Genomic DNA, 13448 nt, shown 5'->3' on the forward strand with positions numbered 1-13448 from the left:
CGCGAGTAAACTCGCATAAGATGATTTCCACTTTCCGGACATCTGATTCCCAGATTTCCGGAAGTGCGATTTCATCGCACAGGAATATTCAAACAAGAATCAGAGACTTTACTTGATGCAACGCTGGATATGGATAACGAAACAGTTGCTGCACAAATTGAGAAAATTCATAATGAATACGCTTCTGTCATCAGGTATCATGATGAAAATTCATTAAGCAGCGTATTAACCATTGCCTATCTGGGAACCATGCAGTATTATTTTAAACCGGTTCGTGAATTTCCTACAGGACGCGGATTTGCAGATTTTATTTTTGTCCCTAAGTCTGAATATAAAAGTGCTTATCCTGCATTGGTTGTTGAATTGAAATGGAACCAGAAAGTGCAAACGGCAATACAGCAGATTAAAGACAGAAAATACCCATCCTCGATTTCAGATTATACCGGTGATATTTTGCTTGTAGGAATTAATTATGACAAGAAAAGTAAAAAGCATCAATGCATAATTGAAAAAGTGTAATAGCATCTGAAAAATATATATAGAGAAGTGCGAAAGTCCGTAGAAAGATTATTCCTCCGGTATAGAAGTACATACAGTCAACGCATCACCGAAAGTTGGACTTACTTGATTTGGTTTAAATTTTGGCTGTCACCGTGACTGGGATTCAGAGGGCTCCTACCGTGTTGCGGGAATACTATGTCCTGATATCCATGTGATCATTTTTGAACTAAACGATGCGGTGAAGACATCCGGATCGGAATTTGACGTAGCGAATAAAGGAGTTTCTTCTTAATGTATAATAGGTCCAACTCATCATAATCATTGAACTGAATAACGGAAAAATTAGCAAGTCCAGTAGACTACACATCAAATGTAGACTGCTGGGCTTTTTTGCGTTTATGGCTGATTTCTGGATTCTATTTCTGGGAATTGGCTTTAGTTATTTTGCCCAAAAATATACATATTTTAGCATCGGAATTTAGTGGCCTTGTATGGTTAGTCCCAATCCATTCATCTACCCAATACGAAGTGTGTATGGAGTTCCTACCGGGCACTGTTACTATACTTTGATTTATCCGCGATTCTCATTATGGTCCTCATGATTGCGATCCTGTTTCAACGAAAAGTTCAGGGGAGCAGGACGAATGAACTGCTGATGGCACTTTATCTGAATGTATTGCTCACCACGATTTTCGACTTATGGTCAGAGGCATATAACGTCTGGTTCCTGGCACAGGATTCGGATCGAATATATAGAGCTGAATTTGTCCATGAAGCAGTGCATGAAGATGGATCTGACGGATAAAGTGCTTTATTATCTGAAAAAATACAATCTCAAGCCGGAACAGATCAATCTGGAGATAACGGAGACGGCTGCGAATACGACTCAGGACGTTGTGGAAGAGAATATCCGGGCGCTTTCGGAACAGGGCATTGCTTTTTCTCTGGATGATTACGGTACAGGTTACTCCAATCTCAGCAGAATTATTTCTCTGCCTTTTCGTATCGTTAAGATAGACAAGAGCATGACGGATAAGGTTTTTGACAGCAAGATCAGAGCAATCCTGAAATACAACATCCGCCTGTTGAAGGAAATCGGGATGGAGATCGTGGTGGAGGGGTGTGGAAACCGAAGAGGTTTTGAAGCAGTTTGAAGAAATGGGCTGCGATTTCATTCAGGGATATTATTTTTCCAGACCACTTCCCCAGCAGGAATTTGTGGAGTTTATCAAAAAAGTGGAATGGTGAAAGGAATAGGCAGCTATGCGCATGCTGCCTGCCTGAATCTGGGAGAAGCACTTTCCCTAGTTTAATCCATTCTCCGATATATCATCGGAAGTAACTTCGCCCCTCTTTTCATATGCTTCCAGGAGCTTGTCATATACCTTCTTAGCTTCTGTGTAGTTGTTAAATTGAAAAGTTGCAGAGCCACCAGCATTTGTCACATTCGCAAAATTATTTTTCAATGAATGATATTCATTTGCCGTTCCGGTATTGTACTTTACAACTTCGGCATAATACACATCATATTTACCATCACGATACCCCATAACCGGAACTTTTTTTCCAATCACTTCAGAACCTGTGATATCTACACTGCTCCAATAGATGGCAGGCTTTGAGAGGATATCTGTTGAAGAATCACTTTCTTTAACATAAATCTGCCAGGTCTTAGCCCCATAGTCATTCAGATCAAAACCGTATTTTTTGGCATAATCCGTGAATTTTTTGGTTCCGCCATTCTGAGCGTAATGTTCGTTAGAATTGAGGACTGTATATAGATATTCACTGCCTCCGCCCAGAATGACGCCCAAAACCTCCTTTGTCAGAAAATCTGCGGCAGATATGGAATTGATATGATTTTCACTGCTCCAGTTAAAAAAAACGGAACCGTCCATATAATAAACCTTACAATGTCCTTTTGCACGTGGCTTGTTAAGCCAATGTACACTGTCAGAAGAACTGACTCCTGCAATGACAAGTTTTTCCTGGTCTAATGCCCAACCATCCTTTGCCTGTTTCAGTGGTACGATACTCAGATATGTTCCATTTGCTGTGTATAGAGGTGAACTGGTATCCTGCTCCATTACGGCAAGCATCACCTCTGAGTAAGCTGTTCTCACGTTTGAAAGGTCAGTAGTTTCCCGGCTTTTTTCTATATAACCGGAAAACACAGGAGTTACCACCGCCACCAGAATACCAAGGATAGCCACTACAACTACAAGTTCCACCAGAGTGAACCCTTTTCTGTAATTTTTTTTTCATACTGCTCTCTTTCTGTACATTTTTGTCTTATTATATATGATTTTCCATAGCATGGCAAGTTATTTTATAGGACGAATCTATTTCACAAAGAGTGCGGCAGCAGAGTAAAATGTTCTGTACAGTTTGTTCTTTTTCTACATGTTATAAAATTCCTTGTACCGCTGTGCGAACCGGCGCAGTCCTTCCCGGAGGGAGGTCGCAGGCTTGAAGCCGAAATCCCTTTCCAGAGCAGTGGTGTCAGCATAGGTGACCGGAACATCGCCATGCTGCATGGGGACAAGCTTTTTGTGTGCTTCGAAATCATAGTCAGCAGGAAGAACCTCAGCGCGAATCAGCTCCTCCTGGAGGATGGTCACGAAATCCAGAAGATTTTCCGGGTGGTTGTTTCCGATGTTATAAACCGCGTAGGGAGGAATGGGAAGCCCGTCCTCCCCGTTCTTTTTCTCAGGGGCGCCCTGCATCACGCGTTTTACGCCTTCTACGATATCATCTACATATGTGAAATCACGTTTGCAGTTCTTTGATAGATTGATTATATCTTATTAGCCACTACTGTTACAACGTTAGTATAGCACTTCAGGTGGACCTACGAGAAGCTGGCTGAGAAAGGAATACGGCATCTTGGAAATAATCGGGTCCTTGGCTATGACGAGATTGACGGTGTCCTCACACCGAATAAGGACGCATGGGCGATACAGTTTATTTTCGAGGAATACGCCAAGGGGAAGTCGATAAGAAAGATTGCGGGTGAGCTGGAACAGCAGGGGTTCAAGACTCTGCGCGGATGCGATAGGCTTAGCGTTTCAGTAATCGAAGGGATTCTCCGAAACGAGATTTATAAAGGTGACCGCCAGCTACAGAAAGCACCCCATGTCGACTTACTCACACACAGACCTGAGCCGGGCGCAGAGTACAGAACGTACTACCTGGAGGTCGACCACGAGGGAATTGTGAGCAGAGAGCTGTGGGAGAAGGTTCAGGAGGTCCTTGCAACTCCGAAAACAACATGCTGCAATAAGAACTCCCATTTTCTGAAAGGGAAAGTGATCTGTGGGGATTGCGGCAAGCCCTATGTGAGAAACAGCAGAAAAAATGCCAGGGGTGAATATAAAACCTGGGATTGCAAAGGCCGTAAGGGCGGGGGTGACTGTAGAAATATCATATCGAAGGAAGATCAACTGCTTGAGTTGATTGAGAATAAGATAGGCGCTTCTGATGAAGAAACCTGTGCTGGAATTGAGCAGATTGTTGTTTTCAAGGATGGTCGGATTGAGATTAGGATGCGGGATTGACAATAGAATCGGGGTTGTTCAAAGAAAATTTACGATTGACATGATTCCGGATGGTTGAATAAAAAAGCGGAATGTGGTAAAATTAAGACATAATAGGAGTAGTATACACTCCTGTTTGGAATGGGGTGATGGACATTGGGCCAGAAAGATATTGCAGAAAAAATACTTGAGGCTTACAACGACGTTTTCTCTGATATTGTTAATGTACTGCTGTTTAATGGGGATCAAATTCTAAAAGAAAACGAACTTGAAGACCAAGCTCCCAGATCAGCATACAAGGCTGATGGGAAGTACAGAGAGATTGAAAGAGACGTAGCAAAACGTTGGAAAAACAAAAATATACGATTGGCGTGCATTGGACTGGAAAATCAGACAGAGCCAGACGCAGATATGCCGTTACGGATAATAGGATATGATGGTGCTGAGTACCGGGCACAGCTGAATAATGAGAACCAAAGAGAACGGTATCCCGTTATCACATTGGTTTTATATTATGGGTATGATAAACACTGGGATAAGCCACTTTCTTTACTTGAAAGGTTAGATGTCCCGGAAAAGTTTAGGCCGTATGTGAATGACTACAAGGTAAATCTGTTTGAAATTGCATATCTTAGTAGGGAACAGGCTAAGCTGTTTAAGAGTGACTTTCGAGTTGTGGCGGACTACTTCGTACAGATGCAAACAACCGGGACTTATATTGGAAACCCGGAAGAGTTAGTCCATGTTCAGGAAACATTAAGTCTCATGTCAATCATGACAGGGGATCATCGATTTGAAGCTGTACTGTCTGATGAGGACGGATCGAAAGGAGTAGTGATTAAAACTATGTGTGATGTTCTTGACAGAATTGAGGAAAAAGGCCGCATGGAAGGCCGCATGGAAGGCCGCATGGAAGGCCGCATGGAAGGCCGTATGGAAGGCCGTATGGAAGAAAAGAAAGAGATTGCAATAAATCTGCATTCTATGAATATGAAGGATACCGATATTGCTAATGTGGTAAAGGTTTCACTTGATGTTGTGAGGAAGTGGCTGGGGATCGCACCGGCTTAAAATCGATTCTCAAACCTGTTTCGCATAGAGACGGAAGGAGGTCGAACCATCGTGTGTAGAGCAATTGAAACCTATGGAGAACAGATGGCATTAAGAAGAGCGATTGAAAATGCGTTAAGTATGATAGCGGATGGCCAGCTGTCATTGGAAAAAATAGCACAGTATTCTGGCCTTCCCCTTGAGAAGGTGAAGGAACTGGCGGATAAGAGGACCGCGTAAACACAGAGCCTGCCAGGTTGCTGAAGACGAGTGGCTTGGTGGGCTTTCTTGTTATATATGGCTTGTGCTTTCTTATCACGCCCTTATCTTGCTCTGTTGCTCTATTTTTTCTCAATGGAGAATATTTCTCTTGCTATGTGCAAAGAATTCATTTATCCTCTGTGGTAAGGCCGCATAAAGCGGTAATAACACATTACGCAAGGAGAATCAAAATGGAAAGACTAAAAAACATACATATTGAAAATTACCCATTTTCAACTCAGGAGTTACCTGTCCTCGCTTTGATCAAGCTGTACCTTAGCCAAACCAATGAACCCATCAAAGCGATTGATACGGCATTAAATTCGAGAGCAGGTTTGGAGTTCTTGATAGAAAAGGCGAAAGCCTCTGTGTTCCGTTATTAGTGGAGTAGGCGGGGAATCATCCCTACTGCTCTTGTGATAACGCGACACAGGGGCTTTTCTTTTTTTCTGTGCTGTCGGATGCAGCAAAACCCAAACGGTGAATATGGAAGGAGTTTCTTCCTGTTATAACAGGGAGAATTGAAGATACTGCTTTTTCGTTCAGATACAGCCTGTCTTAAACGCAAAACAGAATAACGAGAAGAATTCAAGTCCAGTAGCCTACAGCTCAGATGTAGACTGCTGGGCTTTTTTGCGTTGTGGATGACTATTTTCCGATTTGTTCGCTGATTTCTGGGAATATTCTTGATGCAACATCTTGGACAAATTGCATAAAAAAGGACATGTTTTTAGAATCGGAATTTAGTGACCTTGTATGGTTAGTCCCTAATCATCTATCAACCGTAAGAAACTACCAATCCACACTCTCCATATCACACCCGTATTCGTCGCTATTCACAACTCCACACCCTCCCAACCTCAAAACTACCACTCTACACAAGAAAAACCACACCAATGGCGGGGAAGTGAAAAAGAGAGTGGCAGCGAGAAGGAAAAAGATGAAAAGGGGTGCGGAACGGCACGGGAGAAGGAGAAAATGAGGTTTAGAGAAGGTTAGAGAGGTGCATCTCGACACCAATCCCTAGGCGCACATAAAAACTACTGTATAAAGCTGAAAAAAATCAGGCTTATATACAGTAGTTTTCTTGTTTTTGATTAAAAGTCTAACTGAACTGCGAAGCAGTATTCGGTTATGCGCAAGTAGGGAAGCGGATGATTTTATCCGCTTGACTTCAGAAGCAGTTTACGGTTACCACGCATTTCGCGATTACTCCGGAGCCATCCAGCGCATGTGCAGTTAAAACTGCAGTTCCGTTGCTGACAGGTGTCAGATGGGATTCACTGAATATAGTGGGCCATCCGATATTCACCAGAACTACAGAATTATCGCTGCATGTCCATCGGCACGCTTTTGTTGTGGCATTTTCCGGGCTGAATGTAGTCTTGATACAATAATCCTTATTTTTATCATTTATTGTAATAGATGTTTTCTTTAGCTTTTTACCTTACAGATAGTGATACCAATTCATGTATCTACATAGTCACTCCCCCTTTGTATGAAATGAAGGTTTACTGTTATTTTAATCATATTCCCGTGTGCCTGTTTTCGTCAAGTTGTTTCCTGTTTTCTGTTTTGCCGGATGTATTGTAAAAAAATATAAAAAAGGGATTGACAAATAAAAATAAAGATTGTATAGTATCCCTATCAAATCAATATGAAAACAAGGAAATAGTAATTAGATAAGAAGGTGACAAGACATGAAACAAATCCTATGTTTCGGTGATTCTAATACATACGGTTTAATCCCGGGAACATCCAATCAGAGATATGGATGGGGCACCCGCTGGACCAGCATTCTGGATGACAGAGTAAGAGAGAAAGGTTACCGTGTAATCGAAGAAGGTCTCTGCGGAAGAACCACAGTATTTGATGATCCATTCCGCACAGAAAGAAGAGGAACAGAAATGCTCCCGGCAATCCTTGAAAGCCACAGACCAGTAGACACCATTGTTCTTATGCTTGGTACCAATGACTGTAAGAGCGTATACAGCGCAACCCCGGAGGTGATCGGACAGGGCATTGAACAGCTTCTTGATCAGATCAAGGCTGTAAATCCGGATACTAAAATATTGCTGGTATCTCCCATCTACCTTGGAGAGAGAATCTGGGAAGAGGATTTTGATCCGGAATTCGATAAGAATTCTATTGAAGTGTCACGGAATCTGCCCCGGGTGTATGAGAAAATTGCCAGAAGAAGAAATGTTTCATACCTTCCGGCTTCGGAATTTGCCCGGCCCGGTGAAGCAGATCAGGAGCATCTGGATGAGTTGGGACATAGCAGACTTGCAAATGCAATTTATGAAAAGCTTGCAGGATGACGCCTGAAATGTTATGATAGTTCACAGATGCGCAGATGTAACGCTTTACCTAAGTCAAGTAATTACCTGTTTCAACCACAAAAAGCAGTAAATTTTAATATTTATCTGACTTATAAAAAGGAATAAGCGGCACCAGCGTTCAAGCCGTTAATTAGGACGGTAAATCATAATAATAGAAGGAGAAGAAAGTAACCATGGATTTTGAGTTTATCCGCGAGCAGACACCTCTTTATGTTGAGGCTGCAAAGCTTACCCTTCACATGGCAGTGATTGGTGTGTTGCTTGCTATTGTGGTTGGGCTTATCTGCAGCATGATTAAGTATTTCAGGATTCCTGTACTTCGTCAGATCGTGGAATGTTACATTGAACTGTCCAGAAATACCCCATTGCTGATCCAGCTATTTTTTCTGTATTTCGGTCTTCCTAAAATAGGGATCGTACTCAGTTCAGAGCAGTGTGCCATCTCCGGACTGGCATTTCTGGGAGGCAGCTACATGGCAGAGGCCTTCAGGAGTGGTCTGGACAATGTTCCACCCATTCAAGTGGAATCTGCATTAAGTCTTGGAATGAGTAAAAGTCAGGTATTTACAAACATTATCCTGCCTCAGGCAGTATCCAATTCCATTCCTGCATTCTGTGCAAATGCAATCTTTCTTATTAAAGAAACTTCTGTATTCAGTGCAGTTGCACTTGCAGACCTGATGTTTGTGACAAAAGACCTGATCGGAATTTATTACAAAACAGATGAAGCTCTGTTTATGTTGGTAATTGCATATCTGATCATACTTTTACCAATTTCACTGATCTGTTCATTTGTAGAAAGGAGAGTCCGCTATGCAGAATATGGGGATTGAGGTTCTTTTTAAAGGAATCAACTCATTAAGACTCTGGCAGGGCTTGTGGGTAACAATAAGGATCGCACTGATTTCTATGGTGCTGTCTGTTATCCTTGGCTTTCTGCTTGGCATGGTAATGAATATTCCAAATAAGATCATTAAATTTATCTGTCGTTTTTACCTTGAGATCGTAAGGATCATGCCCCAGCTGGTGCTTTTGTTCCTGGTATATTTCGGAGCAGCCAAGCATCTGGGAATGAATCTTTCCGGGGAAACGGCAGCAGTCATTGTATTTACTTTCTGGGGAACTGCAGAGATGGGCGATCTGGTGCGAAGCGCACTGATCTCCATTCCAAAGCATCAGTATGACAGCGGATATGGTCTTGGCCTGAATAAATGGCAGGTGTACCTTTATATTATCCTTCCCCAGACCATCCGGAGACTTCTTCCATCCGCAGTCAATCTTCTTACCAGAATGATTAAGACTACTTCACTGGTAGCTTTGATCGGTGTGGTAGAAGTATTAAAAGTAGGAAAACAGATTATTGATGCATCCAGATATACAAACCCAACAGCAGCCCTCTGGGTATACGGTGCAGTATTCTTTATGTATTTCATCATATGTTTTCCCTTCTCCAGACTCTCCAGAGTTCTGGAAAAGAAGTTTGCAGACTAATAGAAATGAGGATAAATGAATGGGACAGCCGATTTTAGAAGTAGAGCATTTAAAGAAATCATATGTAAATAATGTTCCTATTCTGGATGATGTTTCTTTCTCCATGCAAAAAGGAGAAGTAGTAGTAATTGTAGGACCTTCCGGATGTGGAAAAAGCACCTTCCTGCGATGTATCAACCGCCTGGAAGAGACAGACAGCGGTGTGTTGAAGCTTAATGGTGTAAGCTATGAAAACGAAAAAAAGAATATCAGCAAAGTCAGGGAAAAAATCGGAATGGTTTTTCAGAGCTATGATCTTTTTCCAAATATGACAATCTTAAATAATCTTCTTCTGGCACCTTTGAAAGTGCAGAAAAGAAATAAAGAAGAAGTAAAAAAAGAAGCGGAACAGCTTCTGGACAGAGTTGGACTTCTGGATAAGAAAGACAGTTATCCAAGACAGCTGTCCGGTGGTCAGAAGCAGAGAGTTGCCATTGTACGTGCCATGCTGATGCATCCGGAAATTATGCTTCTGGATGAGATTACAGCAGCTCTTGACCCGGAGATGGTAAGGGAAGTACTTCAGGTAGTTCTGGAACTTGCAAAAGCAGGAATGACTATGCTGATCGTAACTCACGAGATGGAATTTGCCAGGTCTGTGGCAGACAGAGTGATCTTTATGGATAAAGGAAATATTGTAGAAGAAAATACTCCGGAACAGTTTTTTGACAATCCACAGACAGACAGAGCAAAGCAGTTCCTGAACAGTTTCCATTATGAAACTGTTAAAAAGTAACAGGTAAAGAACATTGCTCAAATGAGAGCGTGTTTGAAAGGCTGGATCACAACAGGTAATTATAAAAATTATGATATAATTCAAGCGGATATTCGCAATCCGCTTCGCTACTTGCTTGATCCGGTTAAAATTTTAAGACATGGAGGAAAAGGACATGAAGAAAAAATTATTAGCAGTTTTATTAGCAACAGGTGTAGCAGCAACAACACTGCTTGGCGGAAGTATTCTTGTAAGTGCGGCAGATGACGGCGGAAACACTGCGCAGGCCCGTACTCTTGATGAAATCAAAAAAGACGGAAAGATTAAGATCGGTGTATTCAGTGACAAGAACCCATTTGGATATGTAGATGAAAACGGTGATGTTCAGGGTTACGATGTTTACTTTGGTAAGAGACTTGCAAAAGATCTTCTGGGAAGCGAAGATGATGTAGAATTTACATATGTAGAAGCAGCAAGCCGTGTTGAATATCTGCAGTCTGCAAAGGTTGATGTGATCCTTGCAAACTTCACAGTAACAGATGAAAGAGCAGAAAAGGTAGATTTTGCACTTCCATATATGAAAGTGGCTCTCGGCGTTGTTTCTCCTGATGATGCACTGATCACAGATGTAAAAGATCTGGAAGGTAAGAAGCTGATTGTTGTAAAGGGAACAACAGCAGAAACATACTTCACAGAAAACTATCCGGATATTGAGCTTGTAAAATTTGATGAATATCAGGAAGCTTATGATGCCCTTCTTGATGGAAGAGGAGATGCCTTCTCCACAGATAACACAGAGGTACTTGCATGGGCACAGCAGAAAAAAGGCTTTTCTGTAGGAATCGAATCTCTGGGTGATATTGATACAATCGCTCCTGCAGTACAGAAAGGAAATACAGACCTTCTGAATGCAATCAATGATGAAATCAAAGCTCTGGCAGACGAACAGTTCTTCCACAAAGACTTTGAAGAAACTCTGAAACCGGTATATGGCGATAACATTAATCCTGAAGACCTTGTTGTGGAAGGTGGCGTTGTAGACAGTGAAGATTCTGCAGCAGAAGATGCAGAGGAAGCGGATACAACAGATGCAGCATCCGATGATACAAAAGACGCAGACACAGCAGATACAGATGCAGCATCCGATGATACAAAAGATGCAGAAACTGCAGATGCTGAATAATAGGGATAAGTATAAAATACAATAAAATGGACCATAATTCCTATTCTCACAAGTATTGAGTTATAAATAAAATGAGACGCACTTTACAGGAGTTTATTCCTGTGGAGTGCGTCTTGTTTTATTATCCTTGAAATAGTCAAGCAGATAAAATCATCTGCTTCGCTACTTACTCATAACCGAATAACTGCTCCGCAGTTTATCAGAAGAAGCTTGCACTCCTCCTGATACAAGCAAGTCCCCTGCTTCAATTGCTTTTCGCAATTCTTTGCCTATTACACCTACGGCCCCAATGGTTCCATCAAGGAGTTTACCTATGTAGACACAACTCACGTTTACCGTTCCTACGATGGCGGTTCAACCTGGTACGACATTACCCCGTCTCCGTCTTCGTCATCGTCATCAAAACCTTAAATCCATTCCACACCATATCCATCCCCGGGAATCTCCCGGAGATGGATATTTTTTCATCTTAGCCTGCATTAACTTGCTATTTGCCCTGTGAAATGGTAAAATCTAAATATCTTACAGTTTGTGACAAAAATTCAAAAAACTGAAAACAAAGGGGAGGAAGCGATGGAAGAGAGAAATAACAGACTGTTGAATGCAAAGCTGAATAAGTATATTATTCCGGGGATTATGATGTCTCTGGCACTTCAGCTGGGAAATATCGTAGATACCATATTTGTAAGTAATCTGATCGGGGTGGAAGCAATGTCTGCAGTTACCCTGAGTCTGCCGGTGGAGACAATTGTTCAGCTGACCGGCTACTGCCTGGGTATCGGCGGTTCCATAGCCGTGGGAAACATGCTTGGCAAACGAGACAAGGAGGGCGCGTCAAAGCTATTTTCCGCCACCTTTATCGTAACACTTGTAGTGGGAATCATAATTGCAATCTGTGCCATTCCTGCTGCCGGTCCCATTGCCAGACTTCTGGTATCCGGTGACGGTGTGCTGACCCATTATACCAGAGATTACATTCGTGTAAGCATGCTGGGTGCACCGGTAATCGGTATCGGCCTGATGATGGTCAACTACCTTGGGGTAGAGAATCACCCGGAGCTGGCATCTGCTTATCTGATTGCCGCCAATGTGATCAACCTTGTACTGGACTATATTTTCCTTAGGTACACTCCTATGGGGATCACAGGTGCGTCCTTATCAACTGTACTTGGTTTCCTGTTTGCCATGGGAATTTTCCTGATCTATATCCGTTCTGACAAACGAAATCTCCGTCTGATGAGGCTGAAATTCAGTGAGTTTGGAATCACAAAGGAAGCTATTATTACAGGCGTTCCCATGCTGATTTTTATGGCAGCCAATTTTGTGAAAGCACTTGGCCTGAATACCATTATCATGAATCAGCTGGGCGAGGAAGGTATGGCAGTATTTACTGTCTGCGACAATGTACTGCTGATCGTTGAGATGCTTACAGGGGGAATCATCGGTGTGATCCCAAATGTGGCAGGAATCCTTTTCGGAGAGAAGGACTACGTGGGAATCCGGGTTCTTTGCAAAAAAATGCTGAAATACAGCTACATCCTGCTGGCTGTGATCTTTGTCCTTATTATGCTATTTACCGAAGAGATCACCATTCTGTTCGGAAGCGGTGGTGGAGAGCTGGGCAGCCATATGGTCCAGGCGCTGCGCATCTTTGCTTTATGTGTGATGCCTTACCTGTGGAATAAGTTTATTATCAGCTATTACGAATCCATTGAGGAGACAGCCATTGCAAGCTTTGCCACATTCCTGGAGAATGCAGTGGTAGTTCTGCCTGCAACTCTGGTGGGAATCCTTGTATGGAAACAGATTGACGGCATCGGAATCGACGGAATTGCAGTTGGATTTGTTGCCACTGAGATCATAACTGTAATTGCAACCTATATTTTCAGAAAAATCAAACATAAGAACACAAGCTTTTATATTGTTCCTGACAAAAATCCGGGAATTAATCTGGATTTTTCCATTAAGAGTACCATGGAGGAAGCAGAAACAGTTCATAAGAAGATCATAGAGTTCTGCCAGGAACAGGGAGCTTCCAAAAGCAAGGCAAATCTTGCCGCAGTGTGCGCGGAAGAAATGACTGTAAATATTATCCGATTCGGGGGAAAAACCTCCAACTGGATCGACATTAACCTTTGTCTGGAGGATGATCTCTGCAGACTAAGGATCAGAGATAACGGTGTGAATTTCAATCCTCTGGAATATCAGTATGACAGTGAAGATTTTGACATACATGGGATTGAACTTGTCAAGAAAGTATCAAAATCCATGGACTATATCCGTGCAATTGATATGAATAATACCATAATATCTTTTTAGGAGGTACATGA

12 protein-coding genes and 3 pseudogenes are annotated in these 13448 nt (G+C 42.2%); 13 read left to right on the top strand and 2 right to left on the bottom strand.

Annotated elements, in window-relative coordinates; genetic code table 11:
- Window positions 1–87: 87 nt before the first annotated feature.
- From ACTNC6_RS10065 to ACTNC6_RS10075, 3 genes and pseudogenes are all read left to right on the top strand, one after another.
- Window positions 88–519, top strand: a pseudogene (locus ACTNC6_RS10065) (PD-(D/E)XK nuclease domain-containing protein); the annotation flags it as partial.
- Window positions 520–1172: 653 nt separating this feature from the next.
- Window positions 1173–1655, top strand: coding sequence for an EAL domain-containing protein (locus tag ACTNC6_RS10070; protein ID WP_441043999.1), 483 nt, complete (start codon window positions 1173–1175; stop codon window positions 1653–1655).
- Window positions 1642–1749, top strand: coding sequence for a hypothetical protein (locus ACTNC6_RS10075; RefSeq protein ID WP_441036842.1), 108 nt, complete (start codon window positions 1642–1644; stop codon window positions 1747–1749). The genes ACTNC6_RS10070 and ACTNC6_RS10075 overlap by 14 nt, the downstream gene beginning before the upstream one ends.
- Before the next feature lie 56 nt (window positions 1750–1805).
- Here the strand turns inward: ACTNC6_RS10075 and ACTNC6_RS10080 are convergent.
- Window positions 1806–2747, bottom strand: a pseudogene (locus tag ACTNC6_RS10080) (type IV pilin protein); the annotation flags it as partial.
- A gap of 153 nt (window positions 2748–2900) precedes the next feature.
- Window positions 2901–3284 (bottom strand): annotated as a pseudogene (locus tag ACTNC6_RS10085) (GDP-mannose 4,6-dehydratase); the annotation flags it as partial.
- A gap of 135 nt (window positions 3285–3419) precedes the next feature.
- Between ACTNC6_RS10085 and ACTNC6_RS10090 the strand changes: the two are divergent.
- The 10 genes from ACTNC6_RS10090 (at window position 3420) to ACTNC6_RS10135 (ending at window position 13437) form a co-directional block, all read left to right on the top strand.
- Window positions 3420–4058, top strand: coding sequence for a recombinase family protein (locus ACTNC6_RS10090; protein ID WP_441044060.1), 639 nt, complete (start codon window positions 3420–3422; stop codon window positions 4056–4058).
- Between the two features lie 135 nt (window positions 4059–4193).
- Entirely contained in the window at window positions 4194–5108 is a 915-nt protein-coding gene (locus ACTNC6_RS10095; protein WP_441044000.1) for an Rpn family recombination-promoting nuclease/putative transposase, read from the top strand.
- A gap of 51 nt (window positions 5109–5159) precedes the next feature.
- Window positions 5160–5327, top strand: a complete 168-nt coding sequence (locus tag ACTNC6_RS10100) for a hypothetical protein (RefSeq protein ID WP_441034669.1) — start codon at window positions 5160–5162, stop codon at window positions 5325–5327.
- 212 nt (window positions 5328–5539) lie between these two features.
- Complete coding sequence (locus tag ACTNC6_RS10105) at window positions 5540–5731, top strand: hypothetical protein (RefSeq protein WP_441034670.1); 192 nt, start codon at window positions 5540–5542, stop codon at window positions 5729–5731.
- A 1317-nt stretch (window positions 5732–7048) separates the two neighbouring features.
- Complete coding sequence (locus ACTNC6_RS10110; RefSeq protein WP_441044001.1) at window positions 7049–7669, top strand: GDSL-type esterase/lipase family protein; 621 nt, start codon at window positions 7049–7051, stop codon at window positions 7667–7669.
- A gap of 194 nt (window positions 7670–7863) precedes the next feature.
- Window positions 7864–8523 (top strand): amino acid ABC transporter permease, encoded by a 660-nt coding sequence (locus ACTNC6_RS10115; protein ID WP_173743922.1) that lies wholly within the window; start codon window positions 7864–7866, stop codon window positions 8521–8523.
- Window positions 8504–9181: an amino acid ABC transporter permease gene (locus tag ACTNC6_RS10120; RefSeq protein ID WP_441044002.1), complete on the top strand. Its 678-nt coding sequence runs from the start codon at window positions 8504–8506 to the stop codon at window positions 9179–9181. The genes ACTNC6_RS10115 and ACTNC6_RS10120 overlap by 20 nt, the downstream gene beginning before the upstream one ends.
- A gap of 19 nt (window positions 9182–9200) precedes the next feature.
- Window positions 9201–9956, top strand: a complete 756-nt coding sequence (locus ACTNC6_RS10125; RefSeq protein WP_441044003.1) for an amino acid ABC transporter ATP-binding protein — start codon at window positions 9201–9203, stop codon at window positions 9954–9956.
- Window positions 9957–10110: 154 nt separating this feature from the next.
- Window positions 10111–11118 (top strand): cysteine ABC transporter substrate-binding protein, encoded by a 1008-nt coding sequence (locus tag ACTNC6_RS10130; RefSeq protein WP_441044004.1) that lies wholly within the window; start codon window positions 10111–10113, stop codon window positions 11116–11118.
- Window positions 11119–11691: 573 nt separating this feature from the next.
- Window positions 11692–13437 (top strand): MATE family efflux transporter, encoded by a 1746-nt coding sequence (locus ACTNC6_RS10135; RefSeq protein WP_441044005.1) that lies wholly within the window; start codon window positions 11692–11694, stop codon window positions 13435–13437.
- Window positions 13438–13448 lie beyond the last annotated feature (11 nt).

Origin of the sequence: Blautia sp. HCP3S3_C4, assembly GCF_052064095.1 — a bacterium.
Taxonomy (GTDB): domain Bacteria; phylum Bacillota; class Clostridia; order Lachnospirales; family Lachnospiraceae; genus Blautia_A.